The 21,827-nt window shown below is 73.7% G+C and carries 23 protein-coding genes and 3 pseudogenes; 16 read left to right on the top strand and 10 right to left on the bottom strand.

Translation table 11 applies throughout. The annotated features are described in order from the left end of the window. Positions 1–166 precede the first annotated feature (166 nt). From F3L20_RS20245 to F3L20_RS20220, 6 genes and pseudogenes are all read left to right on the top strand, one after another. A complete protein-coding gene (locus F3L20_RS20245) occupies positions 167–856 on the top strand; it encodes a DJ-1/PfpI family protein (protein WP_150155564.1) in 690 nt (229 codons plus the stop codon). Between the two features lie 55 nt (positions 857–911). Next, positions 912–1,256 carry a hypothetical protein gene (locus F3L20_RS20240; RefSeq protein ID WP_150155563.1) on the top strand — a complete coding sequence of 115 codons (345 nt, stop codon included), beginning with the start codon at positions 912–914 and terminating at the stop codon, positions 1,254–1,256. Between the two features lie 82 nt (positions 1,257–1,338). Continuing rightward, the gene (gene rpmG, locus F3L20_RS20235; RefSeq protein WP_024887720.1) at positions 1,339–1,503 is read left to right on the top strand and encodes a 50S ribosomal protein L33; all 165 of its coding nucleotides are present in this window, start codon (positions 1,339–1,341) and stop codon (positions 1,501–1,503) included. Positions 1,504–1,556: 53 nt separating this feature from the next. Beyond that, entirely contained in the window at positions 1,557–1,814 is a 258-nt protein-coding gene (locus tag F3L20_RS20230) for a type B 50S ribosomal protein L31 (RefSeq protein WP_150155562.1), read from the top strand. A gap of 43 nt (positions 1,815–1,857) precedes the next feature. Continuing rightward, positions 1,858–1,980 carry a type B 50S ribosomal protein L36 gene (gene ykgO / locus F3L20_RS20225; RefSeq protein ID WP_006130958.1) on the top strand — a complete coding sequence of 41 codons (123 nt, stop codon included), beginning with the start codon at positions 1,858–1,860 and terminating at the stop codon, positions 1,978–1,980. Positions 1,981–2,235: 255 nt separating this feature from the next. Continuing rightward, a pseudogene (locus tag F3L20_RS20220) lies at positions 2,236–3,284 on the top strand (NAD(+)/NADH kinase). Between the two features lie 19 nt (positions 3,285–3,303). Here F3L20_RS20220 and F3L20_RS20215 read toward each other — a convergent pair. Beyond that, the gene (locus F3L20_RS20215) at positions 3,304–3,726 is read right to left on the bottom strand and encodes a DUF6003 family protein (protein ID WP_150155561.1); all 423 of its coding nucleotides are present in this window, start codon (positions 3,724–3,726) and stop codon (positions 3,304–3,306) included. A 345-nt stretch (positions 3,727–4,071) separates the two neighbouring features. Here F3L20_RS20215 and F3L20_RS20210 point away from each other — a divergent pair, with 345 nt between their 5' ends. After that, a complete protein-coding gene (locus F3L20_RS20210; protein WP_150155560.1) occupies positions 4,072–4,542 on the top strand; it encodes a hypothetical protein in 471 nt (156 codons plus the stop codon). A gap of 168 nt (positions 4,543–4,710) precedes the next feature. Here F3L20_RS20210 and F3L20_RS20205 read toward each other — a convergent pair whose 3' ends face one another. Further along, positions 4,711–5,118, bottom strand: coding sequence for a DUF4190 domain-containing protein (locus tag F3L20_RS20205; RefSeq protein ID WP_150155559.1), 408 nt, complete (start codon positions 5,116–5,118; stop codon positions 4,711–4,713). A 298-nt stretch (positions 5,119–5,416) separates the two neighbouring features. Between F3L20_RS20205 and F3L20_RS20200 the strand changes: the two genes are divergently transcribed. The 6 genes from F3L20_RS20200 to F3L20_RS20175 all read left to right on the top strand — a co-directional run bounded on the left by F3L20_RS20200 (position 5,417) and on the right by F3L20_RS20175 (position 12,858). Next, positions 5,417–6,502 (top strand): LacI family DNA-binding transcriptional regulator, encoded by a 1,086-nt coding sequence (locus F3L20_RS20200; protein WP_150155558.1) that lies wholly within the window; start codon positions 5,417–5,419, stop codon positions 6,500–6,502. A 391-nt stretch (positions 6,503–6,893) separates the two neighbouring features. Further along, positions 6,894–8,135: a sugar ABC transporter substrate-binding protein gene (locus F3L20_RS20195; RefSeq protein ID WP_150155557.1), complete on the top strand. Its 1,242-nt coding sequence runs from the start codon at positions 6,894–6,896 to the stop codon at positions 8,133–8,135. 5 nt (positions 8,136–8,140) lie between these two features. Beyond that, positions 8,141–9,118, top strand: coding sequence for a carbohydrate ABC transporter permease (locus F3L20_RS20190; protein WP_150155556.1), 978 nt, complete (start codon positions 8,141–8,143; stop codon positions 9,116–9,118). After that, positions 9,115–9,999 (top strand): carbohydrate ABC transporter permease, encoded by an 885-nt coding sequence (locus F3L20_RS20185; RefSeq protein ID WP_150155555.1) that lies wholly within the window; start codon positions 9,115–9,117, stop codon positions 9,997–9,999. The genes F3L20_RS20190 and F3L20_RS20185 overlap by 4 nt, the downstream gene beginning before the upstream one ends. 57 nt (positions 10,000–10,056) lie before the next feature. Further along, positions 10,057–11,259, top strand: coding sequence for a glycoside hydrolase family 1 protein (locus F3L20_RS20180; protein ID WP_150155554.1), 1,203 nt, complete (start codon positions 10,057–10,059; stop codon positions 11,257–11,259). A gap of 186 nt (positions 11,260–11,445) precedes the next feature. Continuing rightward, entirely contained in the window at positions 11,446–12,858 is a 1,413-nt protein-coding gene (locus tag F3L20_RS20175) for a glucoamylase family protein (RefSeq protein WP_150155553.1), read from the top strand. A 40-nt stretch (positions 12,859–12,898) separates the two neighbouring features. Here the strand turns inward: F3L20_RS20175 and F3L20_RS20170 are convergent. Both F3L20_RS20170 and F3L20_RS20165 read right to left on the bottom strand, forming a co-directional pair. Continuing rightward, a pseudogene (locus F3L20_RS20170) lies at positions 12,899–13,202 on the bottom strand (muconolactone Delta-isomerase family protein). Between the two features lie 71 nt (positions 13,203–13,273). Then, positions 13,274–13,636, bottom strand: a complete 363-nt coding sequence (locus tag F3L20_RS20165; protein ID WP_150155552.1) for an SgcJ/EcaC family oxidoreductase — start codon at positions 13,634–13,636, stop codon at positions 13,274–13,276. Between the two features lie 166 nt (positions 13,637–13,802). Between F3L20_RS20165 and F3L20_RS20160 the strand changes: the two are divergent. Together F3L20_RS20160 and F3L20_RS20155 are read left to right on the top strand one after the other, a co-directional pair. Further along, positions 13,803–13,982: pseudogene (locus tag F3L20_RS20160) on the top strand (TetR/AcrR family transcriptional regulator); the annotation flags it as partial. A gap of 41 nt (positions 13,983–14,023) precedes the next feature. Further along, positions 14,024–14,452, top strand: a complete 429-nt coding sequence (locus F3L20_RS20155; protein ID WP_150155551.1) for an OsmC family protein — start codon at positions 14,024–14,026, stop codon at positions 14,450–14,452. Between the two features lie 90 nt (positions 14,453–14,542). Here F3L20_RS20155 and F3L20_RS20150 read toward each other — a convergent pair whose 3' ends face one another. The 3 genes from F3L20_RS20150 to F3L20_RS20140 are packed head-to-tail and all read right to left on the bottom strand — an operon-like array spanning position 14,543 to position 17,184. Next, a complete protein-coding gene (locus tag F3L20_RS20150) occupies positions 14,543–15,370 on the bottom strand; it encodes a polysaccharide deacetylase family protein (RefSeq protein WP_150155550.1) in 828 nt (275 codons plus the stop codon). 38 nt (positions 15,371–15,408) lie between these two features. Continuing rightward, positions 15,409–16,323, bottom strand: a complete 915-nt coding sequence (locus tag F3L20_RS20145; RefSeq protein ID WP_150155549.1) for a DMT family transporter — start codon at positions 16,321–16,323, stop codon at positions 15,409–15,411. Positions 16,324–16,335: 12 nt separating this feature from the next. Continuing rightward, the gene (locus tag F3L20_RS20140) at positions 16,336–17,184 is read right to left on the bottom strand and encodes an SDR family NAD(P)-dependent oxidoreductase (protein WP_150155548.1); all 849 of its coding nucleotides are present in this window, start codon (positions 17,182–17,184) and stop codon (positions 16,336–16,338) included. Positions 17,185–17,362: 178 nt separating this feature from the next. On the opposite strand from F3L20_RS20140, the gene F3L20_RS20135 reads away from it, so the two are divergent. Then, on the top strand, positions 17,363–18,499 hold the full coding sequence (locus tag F3L20_RS20135; RefSeq protein ID WP_382681304.1) for an MGDG synthase family glycosyltransferase: 1,137 nt from the start codon (positions 17,363–17,365) through the stop codon (positions 18,497–18,499). A 39-nt stretch (positions 18,500–18,538) separates the two neighbouring features. Here the strand turns inward: F3L20_RS20135 and F3L20_RS20130 are convergent, their stop codons facing one another. The 3 genes from F3L20_RS20130 to F3L20_RS20120 all read right to left on the bottom strand — a co-directional run bounded on the left by F3L20_RS20130 (position 18,539) and on the right by F3L20_RS20120 (position 21,821). Then, on the bottom strand, positions 18,539–19,321 hold the full coding sequence (locus F3L20_RS20130) for a ribonuclease BN (protein ID WP_240810954.1): 783 nt from the start codon (positions 19,319–19,321) through the stop codon (positions 18,539–18,541). Between the two features lie 310 nt (positions 19,322–19,631). Then, entirely contained in the window at positions 19,632–20,468 is an 837-nt protein-coding gene (locus F3L20_RS20125) for an MBL fold metallo-hydrolase (protein WP_145828266.1), read from the bottom strand. Positions 20,469–20,918: 450 nt separating this feature from the next. Then, the gene (locus F3L20_RS20120) at positions 20,919–21,821 is read right to left on the bottom strand and encodes a UbiA family prenyltransferase (protein WP_150157429.1); all 903 of its coding nucleotides are present in this window, start codon (positions 21,819–21,821) and stop codon (positions 20,919–20,921) included. Between the last annotated feature and the right edge of the window lie 6 nt (positions 21,822–21,827).

Raw genomic sequence — 21,827 nt, 5'->3', positions numbered from 1 at the left:
GAGCGGCCGTGCGCACGCACGGCGGTGAGGGGAGCAGCCGGTGGCGTCGGCGTTGGCGGGAACCCGTCGGAGACTGGCACGCGCCCCCATGGGAGCCCGCCCGACGGCTCGTTAGCTTCGGTGACGTCCGCCGAGTACGGACATCCCCACCGAAGGAAGACACCGTATGCACGCGCAGATCGTCCTGTTCGACGGCTTCGACCCGCTCGACGTCGTCGCACCCTACGAGGTCCTGTACGCGGGCGGCACCGCGTCCGACGGCGCGCTCACGGTCGAGCTGGTCACCGCGGAGGGCCCGCGCGAGGTGGTCAGCGGCACCGGCACCCTCACCCTGCGGGCCACCGGCACGCTCGATCCCCGCACCGCCGACCTGATCGTGGTCCCGGGCGCCTCGGGCCGGGTCGGTGAGCCCGGCGAGGTGCCCGACGTCGAGGCGGGGGAGGGGGAGTGGCGGCAGGACGAGTTCGTCCCCGTCCTGCTGGGCCGCGCCCTCACCACCAGCCTGCCCGCGTTGCTCAAGGAGGCGCTGGACGACCCGACCGTGACCGTCGCCACGGTGTGCGGCGGCTCGCTCGTCCCGGCCATGGCCGGCTTGCTGGAGGGCCGCCACGCCACCACCCACCACCTCGGCATCGACATGCTCGACGCGACCGGCGTCCACGCGGTGCGCGCCCGCGTCGTCGACGACGGCGACCTGGTCAGCGGCGCCGGCGTCACCTCGGGCCTCGACCTGGGCCTCTACCTGCTCGAACGGGAACTGGGCCCGCGCATCGCCCACGCCGTCGAGACGCTCTTCGCCCACGAGCGCCGCGGCACCGTCTGGCGCGCCACGGGCCCCGCCCCGGCCGCGCTGTGACGTATCCCGCCTCACCCGTCATCCCGCCCGCCCGCCTGTCAGGAGCACCTCGCACATGACCGCCGACCCCGCCCGCACCGCCACGATCGAAGGTGTCTGGGACCTGACCATCGCCACCCCCGTCGGCCGCATCAGGGCCGCCGTCGCGTTCGGGAGGGAGGACGACACCCTGGTCGGCGTCGCGTCCGGGGCCGGCGAGGACGTACCGCTCCGGGACATCGCCGTCGACGGCGCCCAGGTCACCTGGAAGCAGTCCGTCACCAAGCCCCTCCGGCTGAACCTGGCCTTCGCGGTCCAGATCGAAGGCGACACCCTGGAGGGCACGTCCCGGGCCGGCCGTCTGCCCGCCTCGAAGGTGACGGGGACGCGCCGGACGACGCCGGCGCGGGTCGCGGAATAGGGCACCGGGGGTTGCTGTTACACCTGCTGCCTGACATGCGCGAGTCACTCGACTCGGGCGGTGACGGCGGAAGGAGCACCTCATGGCACGCAGCACGGCACGCCCGATCGTCAAGCTGAAGTCCACGGCCGGCACGGGCGTCACCTACGTGACGCGGAAGAACCGTCTGAACGACCCCGACCGTCTGGTCCTGCGCAAGTACGACGCGGTCGCCGGCGAGCACGTCCTCTTCCGCGAGGAACGCTGACCCACCTTGTCTCCGCCGCTCCCCGCGGCGGAGGCCGCGAGAAAGGACACGCCATGAGGCACGGCATCCACCCCGTCTCCCGCCCGGTCGTCTTCCGTGACCGCGCGGCAGGGTTCCAGTTCCTGAGCCGCTCCACCCTCGACTCGGACAAGACGGTCGAGTGGGAGGACGGCGCGACGTACCCGGTCGTCGACGTGGAGATCTCGTCGGCGAGCCACCCGTTCCACACCGGCACCGCACGCGTCCTCGACACCGCGGGACGCGTGGAGCGCTTCGAGCGGCGCTACGGCACCGCCTCCGCCCGCCGCTGACCGGTTCCCGGCCCTGTCCGGGGTCCCCCACCAGGAGTTCGTGATGAAGGTACGCAAGTCCCTGCGCTCGTTGAAGGCCAAGCCCGGCGCCCAGGTGGTGCGCCGCCGGGGCGTGACCTTCGTGATCAACAAGAAGGACCCGCGGTTCAAGGCCCGCCAGGGCTGACGCGCCGCAGGCACCACGACGTCCCGACGGCCCGGCATCGCCTCGCGCGGTGCCGGGCCGTCCCGCGTGAGTGAGGCCCTCCCGCCGCACGGCGATCGCCTCCCGGTGCGGTACTCCCGCCGCACGGCCAGGATGGAGGGACGTCGCGCACGGGCCCGAGGAGTGCCGACGGCGACCGGGACCACCGGCCTCGGGCGAGGGCGCCCCGGCAGGCGCTGCCGCCGGCCGGGGGCGAACGGCAGCCTGGAGGCGGAGATGACGGTGAACCGGGTCGGCATGGTCGTGCACGGCGGACGCCCCGAGCGGTGGAGGCGGCCGGCACCGTCCGGGCGTGGTGCCTGGAACACGGCATCGCCTGCAAGGACATCGACGTCTGGGACGACGGCGGACGGCACAGCGCCCACGAGGAGGTGGCGGCGCGGCGATCCGGACCTGGTCGTCACCTCGCGGCGACGGCACCTTCCTGCGCGGCGCCCGCCTGGCCGCCGCCGCGGCGCCTTGGTGCTCGGGTCGACCTGGGCAGGGTGGGCTTCCTGACGGAGGTGCCCACGACCGAGGTGCGCACCGCGCTGGACGCCGTGCACGAGGGCCGGATGGAGATCGAGCAGCGCCTGCTGCTGACCATGCGTGCCTCGCGGCGCCTGGAGGTCCCCGCCGACATAGAGGCACTCATGCGGTACGGGCGGGCCCGCTGCCCGCCGACCAGCGTGCGGCCCGACTGCGAGACGGCGGCGAGTGGGGCGTCCCGCTGGACGTGGCGGCCCTCAACGACGTGGTCTGGAGAAGCTCGCCGGGACCGCCAGATCTCGGTCGGCGTCTACATCTCGGGCAGGCTGCTCGCCTCGTACTCGGCGGACGCGCTGCTGGTGGCGACCCCGACCGGTCGACGGCGTACAGCTTCGCCGCCGGGGGTCGGTCGTCTCCCCGCGCGCGGAGGTGCTGGTGTTCACGCCGGTCGCGCCGCACATGACGTTCAACCGCTCGGTGGTGGCCGCGCCGGACGAGCCGGTCGGGCTGCGGGTGCTGGAACGCTCCGGGCGGGCCGCGGTCAGCGTCGACGGGCAGGTCCGTGGAGTCATCGGCCCCGGAGACTGGATCGGCGTCTACGCGGCTCCTCGCAGACTGCGCGCGGTACGCCTCGGCCCGATGGACTTCTACGGCCGGCTGCGCGAACGCATGAACCTCACCGACGCACCCGCCGCGGTGGCCGACGGCACGCCCGCGCCCCTGTGGCCGTGAGCACCCCGCCTCCCGGGGACCTGGCCCACCTGGCCATGCCCCAGAGCCCGGTCGCCCAGCCGTGACCGGGCGCGGGCCGGGGACTCAGTGGACGAGCGCCTTGACGGCTGTGAGGTCCTCGCCGGTCAGCTCCGCGATCCGGTGCGCCGGCACTCCGGCCGCCACGGCACGGGCGAGCAGTGCCTCGCGGCCCTCCGCGCACGAGCGGTAGGCAAGGAGCTCCTCCTCCATCCGGGCGACGTCGCGGGGGGCGTTGAGCTGCCGCACCCGGCTCAGCTCCTCGTCGCCGAGGGGCACGGGCAGCCGCTCGGCGCCCTCCGGGACGGCCGAGGTCTCCTCCGGCGGCAGGAGCCGCAGCCCGGGCGTGGTCACGGTGACGCCCTGAGCCCCCAGCCACGCCCGCACGGCCGGCGTGTCCAGGAAGGCGGCGTCCTCCACGGCGGCGAGCGGCACCCCCAGCGACACGGCGGGGTCGTCGAACAGCACGAGATAGGCGTCGTCGGTCATCGTCGTTTCCTCCTGCGGGGACATGTGATCCCACTCCGGTGTCCGGTGGACCTCCACTACCCCCCGACGGCCGATCCACGACAGGCCGTCACCCGGAAGGCGGCGGGCACGCGCAGGGCCGGGCCGGGCCCGGATCCGGCCGATGACCGAAGGGGGTGCCCACGCCCTACGCCCTTCCTGCGTGTACGGGACGCTCCAGTTGCTCATCGGCCGCCTCACGAGGCGCCAACCACGGGGACCGGGTGCTGTGTTGACCGGCGTGGACCACTGCCCCTCAGTCATGTCACGTGCCTCCGTCGTGCGACGATTCCCCGGCATGGCGGAGCTACGGACGAGGACAGGCTGATGGAGTACGTCGATCTCGACGCACGGACAGGGGAGTTGTCCGGCTTCCTGGACCCGGCCCGCTACCTGAGCTCCCTGCCCTCGATCGCCGGTGATCTGCCCCCAGGTGCCCGTGCCTTCGCCACCGACCCGGACCACTACGACTTCCGCAGCCGGCGTTGTGTGAAGGACCTGACGGTTCAGGCCGTCCGGGGCGCGGGCACCGAGGAGGTGGAGGTCGAGCTCCGGCACAACTGCTGGAAGCACGACCGAGATCTGATCGTCCGCTACACCGGGGTGTCGAGCTTCCTCATCGATTCCGTCGACGGGGACCACGTCCGAGGGACAGGACTCGGCGCCGTGATGCTCGACGAGATCCTCCCGCACGAAGACGGCTGCGTTCACGAGATCGCCTGCTGGGACGGAACGCTCACCGTCGTCTGCCGCGACCTCCGGGCGACCTGGACGGAAGCCGTCTGTTCGCAAGCCTGAGCCCGGGACGCGCTCGACCTGCCGTGTACACACCTGGAATCAGACGCTGTGCCACCGCGCCCCGCAGGACGGTCAGGCGACTGCCCCGCCCGCGCCGCCGTACGACCGCCACGGACAGGGGTGGGGCGCGGCACCCTCGCCGCGCCCCACCCCCAGCCTCGGTCACTGCTACCCGTTGTCGACCTCCTGGTCGAAGTCCCGCGCGCAGTCCTGCCGGTCGCTCTGGCTGTTCGCGTGTTCGATGCAGTCCTGGTAGTTCTTGAACTCGTCGCTGTTGATCACGGCCACACCCATGGCCAGGAGCACCGACGACACCACCAGGGCGAGCGCGCCGAGCACCGCGCCGATGACGGACATGGTCCCGTTCGTGGCCACACCTCGTCTGCTGCGCCGGAAGCCCAGCACACCGAAGATCAGGGCCAGCACACCCAGCACGATGCCGCCGATCGCGGTCCAGAACAGCAGGGCACCCACGATGCCCAGCACCAGCGCCGCGATACCGAAGCCGTTGCGTCGCTCACCCGAACCGACCGCCTGCTGAGGCCCCGCCCCGTGGTGTCCTTGTGTCGAAGTCATCCGTGCGTCCTCCGATATGAGGGGTCATCAGTTGGTCTCGCCCGGTCCGTGTGCCCTGACGGCCCGCTCGCATTCCGCCCGGCGCCCCGAGAACCCTGTCCAGGGGGCGGCGACCACCGCGTCGATGATCCAGGCCACGACCGTGCCGAATGACCCGACGGTCCGCCCACCCCCACCCCGCTCGCCGCTCCCTCACATTCGCCCCTTGTGCCCTGACCTGCGCACCCCTACGATGAATGCGCTTTCATCAGCATCACGCACGCCCACTCCGCGCGCACTGACCTAGGGATGACGCCCGATGAGTACCGCCCCCACGGTGTACGACGTGGCCGAACGCTCCGGCGTGTCCATCGCCACCGTGTCCCGCGTCTACCGCAACCCCGACTCGGTGCGGGCGCAGACCCGTGAGCGGGTCCTCGCCGCCGCGCGCGACCTCGGCTACGTACCCAGCGGCAACGCGCGCGGACTCGCCAGCCGCTCCACGGGCGTCCTCGGCCTCTGTTTCCCCGACTACGCGGACCCGGACACCGACGCCGAGGACGACGACGCGGCGATGCTCTACTCCGACCAGATCATCCGCGGCATGGAGCGCGCGGCCCGCAGGCACGGCTACGCCCTTCTCATCGCCGCCTCCCTCAAGGGGGGCCCGGAGAGCCTCGTGGCGAAGGTCGCCGGGCGGGTCGACGGGTTCGCCGTGCTGGCCCGCACCGTACCCACGGAGGAACTGGAGGGCATCTCCCGGCGCCGACCCGTCGTCATGCTCGCCGGGCCCCGTGAGGAGGGCGACCACCTGGACCACCTCGACCACATCGAGGTCGCCAACTTCGACGGTCAGCGTGAGCTGACCCGCCACCTCATCGAGGACCACGGCCTGCGCCGCCTCGCCTTCGTCGGCTCCGCCGAGGAGTCACCGGACGTCGGGGCCCGCTTCCAGGGCTTCCTCGCGGCCTGCCGTGCCGCCGGCGTCGACGCCCCCGAGGAGCCTGCCGTGCGCGCCGCCATGATGACCCAGGCCGAGGGCGCCCGCGCCGCCGACGCCCTGTGCGACCGCGCCGGCGGACCGCCGCAGGCCCTCGTCTGCGCCAACGACCAGATGGCCGTCGGCGCCCTGCACGCACTGGAACGCCGGGGCGTGGCCGTGCCCGGCGACGTGGCGGTCACCGGCTTCGACGGCATTCCGCTCGGCCGGCTCGTCCGCCCGACCCTCACCACCGTCCGCCAGCCCATGCTGCGCATGGGGGAGGAGGCGGTCGAACTGCTCGTACGACGCCTCGGCGGTGCGTCCGCCGCCGACCCGGTGTCCCTCATGCTCCCCGTCACCGTCGCCCGCCGCGCCAGTTGCGGCTGCGGCCCCGAGGAGCGGACCGTCGCCATCGGGGCCTGAGATCCGCCGTGCCCGCAGCCGCCCGTTCCGGAGTGGGCGCGGGTTGCTCACGTGCGCGCGGTGCGGTCGCCCACCCGCACGCCACGTGGCCCGAACCGTTTCACCACACGCCCCTCACCGCACCCCCACGGGACGTATCTCACACCCGCTTCCGTACACCTCGCCCCCGGCCTAGGTTGCCGACAGGGCCTGTGCCCGTCACCGGGGGTGTCCGCCTGCCGCGAGGTACGCGCGCAGGTGAACGCCCCTTCTTCGCGTCCGGCGGGGCGCGCCGCAGCCGTTACCGGAGTGTGACCGAGCTCCCCCTTGTCACGGCGGAGCCCCTCCCGCAGAGTCATGTATGCGCTTACAGAATGCGCATACATCAGGAACGCTCGAGGAGGAGCAGTCCATGCACCGCGCCACACCTGCCGCGCTCGCCCTCACCGTGGCGTCCGCGCTCACCCTCACCGCCTGTGGCGGCTCCGGTGGCGCGGACGTGGACGCCGATGCCGAGCAGACGCTCACCGTCTGGGCCATGGGCACCGAGGGTGAGAAGCTCGCCGAGGTCGCCGAGGCCTACGAGAAGTCCCACCCGAACATCACCGTCAAGGTGACCCCGGTGGGCTGGGACGTGGCGCACCAGAAGCTCGTCGCCGCGGCCGCCGCGGGAAAGCTGCCCGACGTCATGCAGATGGGCGGCACCTACCTCGGTGAGTTCGCCGACATGGGCGTCCTGGAACCGGTCGACACCACGACCGTCAAGGAGGGTGACTTCTTCCCCGCCGCCTGGCAGCAGGCCTCGTACGACGGCGAGACGTACGGCGTGCCCTGGTACGTCGACACCCGCGTCCTCTTCTACCGCACCGACCTCGCCGCCAAGGCGGGTCTCGCGAAGCCGCCCGCCACCACGGACGAACTGCGCCGGGCCGCCCAGGCGTATCAGGACCGGGCGAAGACCAAGTGGGGCTTGTCCGTCCAGCCCGGCGGACTCGACACCGTGCAGAGCTTCTACCCGTTCCTGTACTCCGCCGGCGGCGAGATCCTCACCGAGGACGGCAAGGCGGTCGTCAACAGCCCCGAGGCGGTCAGGGCGCTGGAGACCTACGGCGACTTCTTCGCCAAGGGCCTCAGCGAGAAGTCGGTCCGCCCCGGCTACGACGTGACCAAGGACTTCAACACCGGCGACGTGCCGATGTTCCTCGGCGGACCGTGGATCATGTCGCTGCTCGACGAGAACTACCCCGACATCAAGGGCAAGTGGGCCGTCGCTCCCGTGCCCGCCGACAAGGAGTCGGTCTCCATGGCCGGCGGCTCCAGCCTCGCCGTCTCCGCGGACAGCGAGCACAAGGCAGCCGCGAAGGAGTTCATCTCCTCCCTGACCGGTGCCCGGGGCCAGTCCGACTGGTACGGGCGCACCCGCGACCTGCCCGCCAACAAGCAGGCCTGGGAGTCCGGCGACCTCGCCACCGACCCCAAGCTGAAGATCTGGCGCGAGCAGATGGAGACCGCCAGGACCACGCCGTCCCACCCCCGGCTGACCGAGATCACCTCCAAGGTGGACGCCGCCATCGAGTCGGTCACCCAGGGCAAGTCCGACGCGAAGGCCGCTCTGGACAAGGCGCAGTCCGAGATCGAAGGACTCGTGGAGTAACCGGCATGCCCCTGCTGACCAAAGCGGCCGCCGACCCGGCGGCCGCGGTGACCAAGACCGGCCCGCAAGGGCCCCCGGGAGACGGCCGGCGCGCCCGCCGCCCGCTCGGCCGGCACAACCTCTACGGCTGGCTGTTCTCCACGCCGTTCCTGGTGCTGTTCGCCGTCTTCATGGCGTTCCCGATCGTCGCGACGCTCCTGATGAGCCTCACCGACTTCGGGGCCCGCCATGTCACCCGCCCTCTGGAGGCGGAGTTCGTCGGCCTCGACAACTACACCAAGCTGTTCGAGGACGACCGGTTCCGCACCGCCCTGTTCAACACGGCGTACTTCGTGGTCGTCGGTGTCCCGCTGACCGTCCTGCTCGGACTGCTCGTCGCGATCTTGCTGAACAACGGCATCGACCGCGCCCGCACCTTCTTCCGGGTCGGCTTCTACGCCCCGGTGGTCACCGCCATCGTCGCGGTCGCCGTCGTCTGGCGGTTCGTCCTCGACCCGTCCGACGGCCTGATCGCCGGCCTCGCGGCCGAAGTGGGCATGACCGCACCGGACTTCCTCGGCTCCGAGACCTGGGCCATGCCCTCGCTCATCGCCATGGCGGTGTGGCGCAACCTCGGCACCGTCATGGTGCTGTTCATCGCCGGCCTCCAGGCGATCCCCGCCGACGTACGGGAGGCGGCGCGGCTCGACGGCGCCGGCGCCTGGCAGGAGATGCGCCGCATCACCGTGCCATTGCTGCGGCCCACCATGCTCTACGCCACCGTCATCACCACCATCGGCTACCTCAACGTCTTCGAGGAGCCGTTCGTGATGACCCAGGGCGGCCCGTCCGACGCGACACTCACCGTCTCCCTGGACATGTACCGCGAGGGCTTCAACTTCTTCCACATGGGCTATGCGAGCGCCATGGCGTACGTGCTGTTCGTGGTCGTCATGGGCATCACGGTGCTCCAGCTCCGACTGCTGAAGGACAACACCCGATGAGCGCCCCCACGGCATCCCCGCGCCCGGTGCCCGTACCGGCCCGCCCCCGCGGACGGGGCCGCGTCCGCACCCCCCTGCTGTACGTCGTCGCCTCGCTCGGCCTGCTGGTGACGGCCGCCCCGTTCCTGTGGATGGCGCTGTCGGCCTTCAAGACCCGGCGGGACCTGACCGCGAGCCCGCCGGTGTGGCTCCCCTCCGAGTGGACGCTGAGCAACTTCACCGCCCTGCTCGACCAGCTCGACATGCCCCGCTATTTCCTCAACTCCCTGGTCGTGGCGGTCCTGGTCACCCTGTGCAACCTGCTGTTCTGCTCCATGCTCGGCTACGCGCTGGCCAAGCTGGAGTTCACCGGCCGGTCCAAGGTGTTCGGTGTCGTGCTGGCCGCCCTCATGGTGCCCGGCAACCTGCTGATCCTGCCGCTGTACGTGCTGATGACGAAGTTCGGCCTGATCGACACCTACGCCGGTCTCGTCCTGCCCTTCGCGGCGGGGGCGTTCGGCGTGTTCCTGATGCGCCAGTTCATGCAGTCCATCCCCGACGAGCTGCTGGAGGCGGCCAGGATCGACGGCGCCGGCGAGTGGTACATCTTCTGGCGCATCGTGATGCCGCTGGTGAAGCCCGCCCTCGCGACGCTGACGATCTTCACCTTCCTCGGCTCGTGGAACAACTTCGTCTGGCCGCTCATCGCGACCAACGACCCCGACAAGTACACCCTGCCGGTCGCCCTGGCCACCTTCGCCAACGATCCCAACCGGACCGTCGGCGGCGGCAACGGCATGCTGATGGCGGGCTCGCTGCTCGTCGTGCTGCCGGTCCTGCTGGTCTTCGTGGTCCTCCAGCGCCACTTCACCCAGGGCATCGCGACCGCCGGACTCAAGTGACCCGTTCCCCGGCCCGCTCCACCGGTCCGCCCCACCCCCACCAGAGAGAAAAGGACGATGACGCGTACCTCCCTGCCCTTCCCCGACGGCTTCCTGTGGGGGGCGTCCACCGCCGCCCACCAGATCGAGGGGAACAACGTCAACAGCGACTGGTGGCGGAAGGAACACGACCCGGCGGCGAACATCGCGGAACCCAGCCTCGACGCCTGCGACAGCTACCACCGCTGGGAGCAGGACATGGACCTGCTCGCGCAACTCGGCTTCACCGACTACCGGTTCAGCGTGGAGTGGGCCCGTGTCGAGCCGGTGCCCGGTACCTTCTCGCACGCCGAGATCGCGCACTACCGCCGGATGGTCGAGGGCGCCGTGGCGCGCGGCCTGCGGCCCATGGTCACCCTGCACCACTTCACCGTCCCGCAGTGGTTCGAGGACCTCGGCGGCTGGACCGCCGACGGCGCGGCGGACCTGTTCGCCCGCTACGTCGAGCACTGCGCGCCGGTCTTCTCCGAGGGCGTCAGGCATGTCTGCACCATCAACGAGCCCAACATGATCGCCGTCATGGCGGGCGCGGCGAAGGCCGGTGGCCAGGGCTTCCCGCCCGCCGGACTGCCCACCCCCGACGAGGACACCACCCACGCCGTCATCGCCGCCCACCACGCCGCCGTCAAGGCCGTACGGGCGATCGACCCCGCCGTCCAGGTCGGCTGGACGATCGCCAACCAGGTCTACCAGGCCCTCCCCGGCGCCGAGGACGTCACCGCCGCCTACCGGTACCCCCGCGAGGACGTCTTCATCGAGGCGGCACGCGGCGACGACTGGATCGGCGTGCAGTCCTACACCCGCACCAAGATCGGCACCGACGGCCCCGTCCCCGCCCCCGAGGACGCCGAGCGCACCCTCACCCAGTGGGAGTACTACCCGGCCGCCGTCGGCCACGCCCTGCGCCACACCGCCGGCCTCGCCGGCCCCGGCATGCCGCTGATCGTCACCGAGAACGGCATCGCCACGGCGGACGACACCCGCCGCGTCGACTACTACACCGGCGCCCTGGAGGCGGTCACCGCCGCGATCGAGGACGGCGTCAACGTCCAGGGCTACCTGGCCTGGAGCGCCCTCGACAACTACGAGTGGGGCTCCTACAAGCCGACCTTCGGCCTGATCGCGGTCGACCCGGTCACCTTCGAGCGCACCCCCAAGCCCTCCGCCGCCTGGCTCGGCGGACTGGGCCGTACCCGGCAGCTGCCGCGCGCCGAGCGCTGACCCCGGCGCACCGAGCGCCGAACCCTGGCGCACCGCAGCGCGCCGGCCCCGGTCCGGGAGCCGGTGGGCCCCTGACACCCACCGGCTCCCGCACACCCCCTGACGCGCACCCCGCACCGCACGACGCCCCGCAGGCCGGCGCCCCACCGCCCGTCGCACCCGCCCTTCACTGGAGGCTGGAGCCGCATGAACCGTCGTACGTTCCTCACCACCGCCACCCTCACCGCCGCGGCCTCCGCGACCGCCCTCGCCGCACCCGCCGCGGCAACCGGCGGCGCCGGCGCCGGGCGCGCCCCGTTCCGCGCCTGGTTCGAGGCGACCCACCGCTCCCTGGAGGCGATGACCACCGACCTCGGCCTGACCGCCGACAAGATCGACGTCAGCGGCACGGGCACTCCCGTCCCGTCCGCGCAGACCTCGCCCACCAACATCGGCTGCGGCCTGTGGACCACCGTCGCCGCCGCCGGACTCGGCGTCGTCGACGCCGACACCCTGCACCGCCGCCTGTCCCGCACCCTCACCGCCGTCGAAGGGCTGGAGCGCGCCCACGGCTTCTGGCTCAACTGGTACGACGCGCACGACGGTTCCACGCTGACGACCTGGCCGGAGACCGGCGACCCGGTGCGGCCCTTCCTCTCCAGCGTCGACAACGCCTGGCTGGTCACCGGCCTGATGATCGCCGCCGACGCCGATCCGTCACTCCGCCCCCGCGTCGCCCGCCTGCTGGAGGACGCGGACTGGTCCTACTTCTACACGCCCTACGACCCCGCCGACCCGGTCGCCGGCCCCGGCCAGCTCCGCGGCGGCTACTGGCCCGACAAGCCGGGCAGGGGCGAACCGACCGGCCACCACTACGGCGCCCTCAACACCGAGCCGCGCATGGCGAGTTATCTGGGCATCGCCGACGGCTCCCTGCCGCCGGAGCACTACTGGCACGTCTTCCGCACCCTCCTGCCCGGCATGGGCCAGGAACAGGAACCCGGGGGCGCCTGGGTCACGATCGACGGCGTCCGCGTGTGGCAGGGCCACTACACCCACCGCGGCCGGAAGCTCGTCCCCACCTGGGGCGGGTCCATGTTCGAGGCGCTGATGGTGCCCCTGTTCGTCCCGGAACCCGACTGGTCCCCGCATTCCTGGGGCACCTCGCACCGGCGCTACGTCCGCGGCCAGATCGACCACGGCCTGAAGGAGGCCGGCTACGGCTACTGGGGTTTCTCGCCCGCCAACATCCCCGCGGGCGGGTACAGCGAGTACGGCGTCGACGCCCTCGGCATGCAGGAGGAGGGCTACAACTCGAAGGGCGTGGTCACCCCGCACGCCTCCTTCCTCGCCCTGCCCTACGAGCCCGCCGCGGCCGTCGCCAACCTCACCGCCCTGGACCGGGACTTCGGCGCGTACGACGACCGCTACGGCTTCCGTGACTCGGTGGACACCGCGACCGGCCGGGTGAGCGACTACGTCCTCGCCCTCGACCAGGGCATGGTCGCCGCCTCCCTGGCCCAGCGGTTGCGGCCCGGCCTGCTGCAACGGCCGTTCCGCACGGGCGGGTTCCGCTCCCGTGTCCGGCCCCTGCTGGCGAAGGAGGGGTTCAGCATCTGAGCCGCGCCGCCCCGCAGGGGCACAGGGCGGCCGGCAGGGGTCAGGCGGACGTGCCGGCACCGCCGGGGTCGTTGGGATGCGGCTCCAGCTCCGTGACGACCGCGGTCATCCACGGCCACAGGGGCAGCGTGCCGAGCACCTCCTCGTGCAGCGCCGCCTCGTCCGCGGCACGCCACAGGCCGATGCTGCGCTTCTCCCCGACGGGCCGCCACAGCCGCGCCAGATTCCCGGTGGCCGTGAGCTCACGGGCGCGTACCGCCTCCCGCGCACGGACCCGGTCCACCTCGGCCGGGTCCGTGTCCTCCGGGGACGGTGGTGGTGAGCTCCACGAGAAATTCCCGCATGTCGTTCTCCGATCCTGTGGTGAGGGCCCCGGAGTCCGGGCGCCCGTGCGATGGGGGTCCCCGATGCCGTCTCAGTCGCCGGCGGCGATCCGGGAGACGTGGTACTGGCGGATCCTCCAGCCGTCGTCACGCCGAAGGACCAGCGACATGTGGACCTTCGCCTCCCATCCCGACGGCGCGCTGAAGGTGACGTCCGCGAAGCCGCCGGCGACCTGCTCACCGATCGTGTAGGTGTGCAGGACCGTGACGTCGGCACGCCGGTCCTCGGCCACCGCCTCGTAGTACGCCCGTACCGCGTCGCGGCCGGCGACCACCTCGGGGCCGAACCCCTGGAACAGGGCGTCCGGGGTGAACAGCTCCGCCATCGTGTCCGGCCGGTGGGAGTCGAAGGCGGTCTTCCAGCGGTCGAGGACGTCGTGCATGGGGTGGGTCATGGCCGTGCTCCTTGGGGTGTGCGCCGGGCGCGTCGTGGCCGGTGCTTGAGGTGTGTTCCCGCCCGGGCCGCGCGTGTCCCTCCGCCATCGGGGCGGACACCCGCGCGGGCCGGTGCGGCCGGGCCGGCGGGCCCGGGCGGAGGTCCGGGGCCGGTTCAGCCACCGGCGTGGCGACGCCGCGGTGGCCGACTCCCGTGCCGCCGCCCGCTCCGTGGTGGCGCAGCTGGAGGGGCAGGTGCTGTTCGCGAAGCTCTACAACAACACCGCCCCGCTCGAGGCGCTGTGGCAGAACTGCCTGGCCCTGCTGGGGGCCCGGCTCCCCGAGACGGGACCGGTGACCGTCTGAGCGGTCGGCGGCCCCGTCGCCCGGCGCACTACTGTCGACGCATGAGCCAAGATACCCAGCGTTCCGTCGTCGTCGAGCGGACGAGCGGCGGCCACTACGTCGCCACCAACCCGCGAGGCGGGACGATCACGTTCAGCACCGACGGGGGCACCGAGTTCACCCCGGTCGAACTGCTGCTCGCCGCCATCGGCGGCTGCTCGGCGGCCGACGTCGACGTCGCCACCAGTCGGCATGCCGAGCCAACCGAGTTCTCCGTCGCGGTGACCGGCGACAAGATCAGCGACGAGCAGGGCAACCGCATGACGAACCTGCGGGTCACCTTCAGCGTCGCCTTCCCCGACGAGGAGGGCGCGGACCGCGCCCGCGCGATCCTCCCGCGCGCCGTGAAGACGTCCCACGACCGTCTCTGCACGGTCAGCCGCACGGTCGAGCTCGGCACCCCCGTCGCCACGGAGGTCAAGGAGAGCTGACCCGGCCTGGGCGTTGCCGGACCGCCGGACGGGCACACGGGCCGCGCCGCACGCCGGGGCGGCCCGTGCGGCGGAGGCCGTCCGCTCCCGTCATCGACACCCGGTCCGGCCGGGTACCGGGGAGCTCCGCGCGCCGGCCGTGGCGCTCGCCGCCCCGGGAACCGTGGCGCGCACCGCCGCCGTGCCGTGCTCGGACAGCGTCCCCACGCTCAGACCGGCTGCGCGCCAGCCGGCCACCAGCTCGGGCAGCGCGCCCAGCGCGGCCCGCCAGCAGCCCGGCGCCGCCGTCCGGTCCGTGTCGTGCAGCAGGACGGTGCCGCCGCCACGGACATCGGCCTCCACCGTCCGGCGCACCGAGGCGGGAGTGGCCCGCGCCGTCCAGTCCCGCCCCCAGGCGCTCCACAGGACCGGCCGCAGCCCCGCCGCACGGGCGGCGGCCCAGCGGCCGGAGGTCAGGATCCCGTACGGCGGCCGGTACCACAGCGGACCGCTCCCCGTGACGTCCTGCACGGCGTCCACCGCCCGGCGCAGCGCCAGGACGTCACCGGCCGGGGTGGGCAGCCAAGGACGGTCGTGGCTCCAGCCGTGCACGGCCACCTCGTGCCCCCGGCGCACCGTCTCCCGGACCACCGCCGGATGGCGTACGACCGCGTCGCCCAGCACGAAGAAGGTCGCCCGCGCCCCGAGGGCGTCCAGCGCGTCGAGGAAGCGGGGCGTGGACACGGGGTCGGGCCCGTCGTCGAAGGTCAGGGCGATGTGGCGGGGGTGACCGGTCCCGTCCAGGCCGGGGAACAGGCGCCGGCGTACGGCGGGCAGCCAGGTGACCGCCGGACCGATGTGCGCCGCGGCGACGGCGGCCAGGGGAAGCCCCACGGCCGCGGCCCGCCGCCCGGCGGACGGGGGGAGAGGACCGGACATCGCAGTGCCTCCTGGTCGTGCGGCGGCTTCCGCGCCGCTCACGGTGGGTGGGACGCCGTTCGCGCCTCGGAGTCCGGGCCGTCCCGTACCCGGGCCCCGTCCCAGCCGCCGCCGACCGAGGGAGCGCGCGCCAGGCCGACGCTGCCCGCGCCCATGAGCGCGATGCCGATCACCTCCGGCGCCACCCGCGCGCCGAGCGAGATCTGCTCCCCGAACAGGGCCCAGCCCAGGGCCACGCTGGTCAGCGCGTCCCCGAGCGTCAGGGCCGGCTGGGACGCCGCCAGCGTCCCCGCCCGGAACGCGGCCTGCAACAGCAGGAACGCGATCACCCCCACCACGGCGGTGGCGTACAGCGGCCACGCCGTCAGGACGGCGCCCGGCCCGTCCGGGATCAGACCGGTGACGTCCTTGAGCAGCGCGGCGGTCGCGGAGAACGACACCGCTGACGCCAGCCCCAGCAGAGCGGCGCGCGGCGCGCCCCGCACGCTCCGGGACACCACCACCAGCAGCACCACCGCGGCCAGCAGGGCCGCCCCGACGGGCCACCAGTGCCCCGGTACGGACGTGGACCGGCCGGCCGTGGGCGCCGCAGCGGTCAGGAAGAGGGACAGGCCCGACGCCAGCGCGACGAACGCCAGCCAGGTTCTCAGGTCGGGGCGACGGTGGAAGACCAGACTCCCGACCGCCAGGGTGAACAGCAGCTCGGCGGCCATCAGCGGCTGCACCAGCGCCAGACTGCCCACGCCGAGAGCCGCCGCCTGCAGCACCGTGGACAGGGCGAGCATCCCCGCGCCCACCACCCAGTGCGGCCGCCGCAGCACGTGGACCAGCCAGCGCACGGCCTGCCGCAGCCCCGCACCCCCCTCCGGCTCGTCCGCCGCGGCCCGCCGCTGCAGCACGGAGGCCGCGGCGTTGGCCAGCGCCGCGAGGAGAGCCAGGACGACCGTGAGCACGCCGGGGTGCCCTCAGCCGAACGTGGCGGCCAGCCGCCGGTACAGGCCGGGCGCCGCGCCGCGCACCCTGGCCGGCAGGCGCAGCCACCCGGGGACGTAGATCTCGTCCCGGCCGCGGGAGACGGCGCGCCACACGGCGTCCGCGACCCGTTCGGGCGGCACCGGCCGGGGCCGGTTCCGCGGATACGGCGTGCCCCTGTGTTCGAAGAAAGGCGTGTCGACCACCCCCGGCACGACCAGGCTCACCCCCACGCCGGTGCCGCGCAGTTCGTACCGCAGGGCGTCGGCGAACGCGGCGACCGCCGCCTTGGACGCCGAGTAGACGGCCTCCCCCCGCACCCCGACGGAGCCCGCCAGGGAACCGACGAGCACCATCCGGCCGGAACCCGCCTCCACCATGTGGGGGAGCACCTGCCGGACCAGGCGCAGCGTGGTCACCAGATTGACGTCGATCACCTCGTCGAAGGAACGGCGGGTCATGGCGGTGAAGTCACCGGCCCAGCCGACCCCGGCGCACGCGACCAGCAGATCCAGCCGGCCCACCCGCTCCAGCGCGAAACCGGTCAGCCGCCGCTCGGCGGCCGGCCGGGTGAGGTCCTCGGGAAAGACGGCCGCGGAGGCCCCCGCCGCGACCTCGCCCAGGCGACGGGCGTCCCGGCCGTTGAGCACCAGGCGCCATCCCTCGGCGGACAGCCGGCGCGCCACGGCGGCGCCGATGCCGGAGGAGGCGCCGGTCACCAGCGCCGTCCCGGGGCGTCGAGCCGGCGTGCCGGGCCGGGCCCGCGCGTCGTCGGGGAGGGCGGCCGGTGTCCGGGTGTCGGAGGCGCCGGCCGTACCGGCGTGGGAGGGTGCGTGGGGCATGGGCTGACCTCGGCTGCTGGGCGGACACCGGAAGCGGCCGACTGTGACCACTCCCGTCGTCCGGGAGGGCGTGAGCCCCGGAGTATCCAGGTCAGGGACCGCCGAAACGCGCGCCGGGCGTTTCACCGGCACCTGGGCCGGGCGTTTCGGCGGCGCGGGAAAGGGTGACTCACCAGACGTGCTTTCGTCCTTCCCGGTCCCGCACCGAGGCGCCGCACGGGCGGGTGACGCCCGCCGGGTGCTGCTGATCAGCGCCAGCATGGGCGCCGGCCACGACACGGTGGCCCGGGAACTCGCCCGCCGCGCCCGCGAGCAGGGCCACGAGGCGGAGACCGTCGACCTGATGCGGCTCCTGCCGTACGGGATGGGCTCCGGGCTGCGGACCTTCTACCGGACGTCGGTGCGGCACGCGCCCTGGGTGTACGACGGCCTCTACCGGGCGTTCCTGCGCCCCGGCGACGGTGCCCGCCCCAGTGGCGTCCCGCTCGCCCGGTTTGCGGGCGAGGGGCTGGTCCGGCTCGTGGCGGACACCGGCGCGGACGTCGTCGTCCCCGTCTTCCACCTGGCCGCCCAGCTGACCGGCCACCTCAGGACGCAGGGGCGGCTGCGCGTCCCGAGCGGTGTCTTCGTCCTCGACTTCGCCGTCCACCGGCAGTGGCTCCACCCGGGCAACGACGCCTACTTCTGCCTCACCGACCAGGCCGCGGACGACGTCCGCCGCTCCGTCCCGGCGCACGTCGAGACGACGGGTCCGGTGGTGGCGCCCGAGTTCTTCGCCCCGGCCCCCGGGGCCGCCGACTGGCGGGACCGCTTCGAGCGGTACGCCCCGGGCCGGCCGCCCGTGCTGCTGTCCGCAGGCGCCTGGGGCGCCGCGGCGGGCCTCGGCGAGACCGCCCGGCTGCTGACCGGGGCCGGCTATCTGCCCGTCGTGCTGTGCGGCCGCAACCAGGCCCTCAGGTCCCGCACGGCCCGCGTCCCGGGCGCGCTCGCGCTGGACTGGGTCGACGACATGCCCGGCCTGCTGCACGCCGTCCGCGCGCTCGTGGACAACGCCGCCGGCCAGACCGCCGTACAGGCCCTCGCGGCGGGACTGCCGGTGGTCGGCCACCGCCCGCTGCCCGGTCACGGCGCCGACGGTGTGCGCCGGATGGCGGAACTCGGCCTCTCCGAGGCCGCCGCCGACGGCCCCTCGCTCCTGCGCATCCTGCACCGGCTCACCACCGAGACCCCCGCGGAACGGCCGGGGGCCGGACCCTCGCTCTTCCGGGCCGACGTCCTGGCGCGCGCGGCGGCCCTGGCCCACCGGCCCGCGTGACCCTCCCCGCGCGGAACATGATCACCCGTCGGCGCGGGGTCACTCGGTGTCGGCCTGCTCCCGGCCGGAATCCCGCATCCGGTGCCGGTGCAGACGCCCCGGGTGCCAGTGGCCGTGGTGGCTGAGCAGCCAGTGCCCGAACAGGGCGCCGCCGTACACGACGAACCCCACGCCGATCAGCCAGGACTCCACCACGAGGACCACGCCGACCGTGCCGTAGCTGATCGCGTTCTCCACGATCAGCGGTGTGAAGACGTAGTACGAGAAGATGCGCAGGCCGACCAGCCCCACCATGGTGGCGACGGCGCCCGGCAGCAGGTCCCGCCATCTGACCTGGCCGCCGAGCAGGAAGCGCTGGCCCCACCAGAAGAACAGCACGCCGGTCGACGTCGTCAGTGCGATCCGCTCGGGCCCGTACAGCGTCGTACGCGTCTGCACCTCCTGGTAGAGGTACGCGGTCAGCGCGGCCAGCCACAGCGCCTGGCGCCACACCCGGTGCCAGGGGCCCGGAGGCAGCTGCCACACCCGTTCGTAGCCGTTCTGGACGCTGCCGCCCAGGGCGACACCGAACACGGCGAGGGCCAGTCCGCCCCAGACGCTCGTGGTGCCGACCACCTTGCGCGGAGGGCTGATGATCTCCGTGAGCACCCGGGCGGACTCCCCGGTGACGCCCATGCCGTCCGCGAGCCACGCCGCGAAGCCGCCCTTCGCCAGCGGGTCCGCGGCGGCGACCACGATCAGCAGCGGCGCCAGGGTCACCAGCGCCATGGTGGCGAAGCCGGTGGCCCGGTGCATCAGCTCCAGCTCGCGGCCCCGCGCCATCAGGGTGTGGGCACCCAGCCACCTGTAGACGTTCCGGAGCACGCCGAGGAACCGCCTCACGGTGCCCCTCCTTCGCCTGCTCGGGCACACGCCGCCAAGTCACCGCCGGCGCGATCGGACCGTCCCGCCCCGCACCGGGGGCGGACCGGGGCGCCGCACGGCACCCGTTCCGCTCTCCGCGCCCATCATCCGGTGCGCGCGACGGGGCCCGCCACTTCGCCCGCCCGGCGGCCCCCGCCCGTGGCGGTCCCGCATCCCCCGCCGTGCGCCCGTCCGGAGGCGTGTCCGGGCCGTTCGGGTGACGTCCGGCTCAGCGGCGGGTGTCCCCGCCGACCGTCACCCGCTCGCCCGGGGCGCAGCGCAGGATCCGCCGGCCGTGCCCGCGCCGGCCGGCCTCGGCGAGGAAGTCGGACAGCGGCGAGCGGAAGACGCCGTAGTCGTCGTAGTGGACGGGGAGCGCCCGGTGCGGACGGATCATGTCCAGCAGGTCGGCGCCCTGCTCGGCGTCCATCGTGACGACCATGCCGCCGGGCAGGGTGGTTCCGCCCAGGTGCAGCACCGCCAGATGGATGTCGGGGTGGCGGCGGGCGATCTCCCGCAGGCCGTCGAACATCAGGGTGTCGCCGGAGACGTACAGGATCAGGCGGATCTCCCCCGAGCGGTCGCCGAACTCCAGCAGGCTCCCCATCACCGGCGGCAGCAGCCGGCGGGCCGGACCCGGCGCGTGGCGTCCGGGCAGCGCGGTGACGCGGACCAGCGAGTCACCGCGCAGCAGGGTGTGGCTCTGCCAGGTGCGCAGGCCCACGGCGCGGTGGAAGCCGAACAGCCCCTGCAGGACACGGGAGGCGTGCGGGGTGGTCACGAAGGGCAGCCCCCGGTCCAGGTGGCGCCGGGCCACCCGGTCGAAGTGGTCGCCGTGCAGGTGGGACAGCACCACCGCGTCCAGGTCCGCGTGCGGCAGGTCGGCGACGTCGACGGCCGGTTCGGTCAGCCGGCGCGACACGAGCCCGTAGCCGAGGTGCGCCCGCTGCCCGCGGTGCAGGAAGTTCGGGTCGGTCAGCAGAGTGAGGCCGCCGTACCGGATCAGCAGGGTGGCGTTGCCGATGAACTGCACCTCCACGGTGCCCACGGGCGGTGTGCGCTGCACGAGGAACTCCCTCCGCCGCCTACGGCGTCCTGAACACGACCCGGGTGATCCGGCCGGGGCGTCCTACACCCGCCGGCGCCGTGCGGGTGCCGTACCGGCGTTTCGCGGGTACCCGCGCCCCGGTTCGAGTTCCCGCCCTCCCGGACGCGCGCCCGCCGCGTGTGACGGCCAGCGGGCCGTCACGCCGGGGCGTGACCGTGGCGCCCGCGTTGCCCCGCCTCGGGGACGAGGCGGCCGCCGGCATCCCCGCGACGCAGGGCGTCGCCGAACGCGCCGTCCTGAGCATGCCGCGCACCGGAGCCCGCCTGAGGAGCTCGCCACGCCCGTGCCGGAGGGGGCGTGAAGCGCGGGCCATGGGCGGGTGGCCCGCCGCGTGGGGGCGTGAAGCGCCGGGCGCGGACCTGGACCCCGGGGCCGGGGGAGTGAGCCGTGGGGCGTGGTGGCCCGGGGTCAGGCCAGGTCCGTACCGTGCAGCAGCAGGCGGGACACCGCCATGCCGGCCACCACCATCGCCGCCCGGAACGGCCACCGGCTGTGCCGTCCCGCCGCCAGAGCCGTACCCGCCACGGCCACGGCCCCGGCCACGACGGCCAGGAGCAGCCCCCCGCGGCACGCCGCCCCGGGCGGCCCCGCGACGACCACCCAGACGGCCGAGAGCATCACCAGCGGCGCCAGCCACCGGCAGGCCGTTCGGCCCAGCCGCTGCGGCAGCCCCCGCACCCCCGTCGCCAGATCGTCCTCGATGTCCGGCAGGACGTTCGCCAGGTGTGCCCCCACCCCCAGCAGCGCCCCTGCCGCCACGGCCCACCAGGCGGGCCAGGCGGGCGACGGCAGTCCGAGGGTGACGAACACCGGCAGGGACGCGAAGCCCACGGCGTAGGGCAGCGGCGACAGCACCGAATGCTTGAGCCGCAGGTTGTAGCACCAGCCCGCTGCCACACCCGTCAGATGCGCCAGCCCCGCGGCCACCCCGCTGAGCAGCGACAACGGCACACACAGCCCCAGGGCCGTCCAGGCCGCCACGGCCACCGTCCGGGCCGGCAGCCGGCCCGCCGCCACGGGTTTGTCCCGGCGTCCGCACGCCGTGTCGCGCCGCGCGTCCACCGCGTCGTTGCTCCACCCCACCGACAGCTGACCGGCCAGCACCGCCGCGGCCACCGCCGCCGAACCCGCGACCCCCCGGCCCGCCGTCACCCCCAACGCGGTCACGAACAGCGTGACGGCCAGCGCCGGCTCGGGATGACAGGCGCGCAGCAGCGCCGGGACACGGCGCGGCGTCGTACGCGGGAGAACCCCAGACGGGTGGTGGGACACGGATGCAAGGTAGCCGGGCGCCGTCGGTGAGGAAGTCATTACCGA

The organism is Streptomyces tendae, assembly GCF_008632955.1.
In the GTDB taxonomy this organism is placed as follows: Bacteria; Actinomycetota; Actinomycetes; order Streptomycetales; family Streptomycetaceae; genus Streptomyces.
The sequence above is the reverse complement of the archived record's forward strand: the minus strand, read 5'-3'. Positions and strand labels throughout refer to the sequence as shown.

Excerpts from the sequence above, each read along its gene's own strand:
- F3L20_RS20245 (WP_150155564.1), top strand. The coding sequence starts at position 167 with ATGCACGCGCAGATCGTCCTGTTCGACGGCTTCGACCCGCTCGACGTC.
- F3L20_RS20240 (WP_150155563.1), top strand. The coding sequence starts at position 912 with ATGACCGCCGACCCCGCCCGCACCGCCACGATCGAAGGTGTCTGGGAC.
- rpmG (WP_024887720.1), top strand. The coding sequence starts at position 1,339 with ATGGCACGCAGCACGGCACGCCCGATCGTCAAGCTGAAGTCCACGGCC.
- F3L20_RS20230 (WP_150155562.1), top strand. The coding sequence starts at position 1,557 with ATGAGGCACGGCATCCACCCCGTCTCCCGCCCGGTCGTCTTCCGTGAC.
- ykgO (WP_006130958.1), top strand. The coding sequence starts at position 1,858 with ATGAAGGTACGCAAGTCCCTGCGCTCGTTGAAGGCCAAGCCCGGCGCC.
- F3L20_RS20215 (WP_150155561.1), bottom strand. The coding sequence starts at position 3,726 with ATGACCGACGACGCCTATCTCGTGCTGTTCGACGACCCCGCCGTGTCG.
- F3L20_RS20210 (WP_150155560.1), top strand. The coding sequence starts at position 4,072 with ATGGAGTACGTCGATCTCGACGCACGGACAGGGGAGTTGTCCGGCTTC.
- F3L20_RS20205 (WP_150155559.1), bottom strand. The coding sequence starts at position 5,118 with ATGACTTCGACACAAGGACACCACGGGGCGGGGCCTCAGCAGGCGGTC.
- F3L20_RS20200 (WP_150155558.1), top strand. The coding sequence starts at position 5,417 with ATGAGTACCGCCCCCACGGTGTACGACGTGGCCGAACGCTCCGGCGTG.
- F3L20_RS20195 (WP_150155557.1), top strand. The coding sequence starts at position 6,894 with ATGCACCGCGCCACACCTGCCGCGCTCGCCCTCACCGTGGCGTCCGCG.
- F3L20_RS20190 (WP_150155556.1), top strand. The coding sequence starts at position 8,141 with ATGCCCCTGCTGACCAAAGCGGCCGCCGACCCGGCGGCCGCGGTGACC.
- F3L20_RS20185 (WP_150155555.1), top strand. The coding sequence starts at position 9,115 with ATGAGCGCCCCCACGGCATCCCCGCGCCCGGTGCCCGTACCGGCCCGC.
- F3L20_RS20180 (WP_150155554.1), top strand. The coding sequence starts at position 10,057 with ATGACGCGTACCTCCCTGCCCTTCCCCGACGGCTTCCTGTGGGGGGCG.
- F3L20_RS20175 (WP_150155553.1), top strand. The coding sequence starts at position 11,446 with ATGAACCGTCGTACGTTCCTCACCACCGCCACCCTCACCGCCGCGGCC.
- F3L20_RS20165 (WP_150155552.1), bottom strand. The coding sequence starts at position 13,636 with ATGACCCACCCCATGCACGACGTCCTCGACCGCTGGAAGACCGCCTTC.
- F3L20_RS20155 (WP_150155551.1), top strand. The coding sequence starts at position 14,024 with ATGAGCCAAGATACCCAGCGTTCCGTCGTCGTCGAGCGGACGAGCGGC.
- F3L20_RS20150 (WP_150155550.1), bottom strand. The coding sequence starts at position 15,370 with ATGTCCGGTCCTCTCCCCCCGTCCGCCGGGCGGCGGGCCGCGGCCGTG.
- F3L20_RS20140 (WP_150155548.1), bottom strand. The coding sequence starts at position 17,184 with ATGCCCCACGCACCCTCCCACGCCGGTACGGCCGGCGCCTCCGACACC.
- F3L20_RS20130 (WP_240810954.1), bottom strand. The coding sequence starts at position 19,321 with ATGGCGCGGGGCCGCGAGCTGGAGCTGATGCACCGGGCCACCGGCTTC.
- F3L20_RS20120 (WP_150157429.1), bottom strand. The coding sequence starts at position 21,821 with ATGACTTCCTCACCGACGGCGCCCGGCTACCTTGCATCCGTGTCCCAC.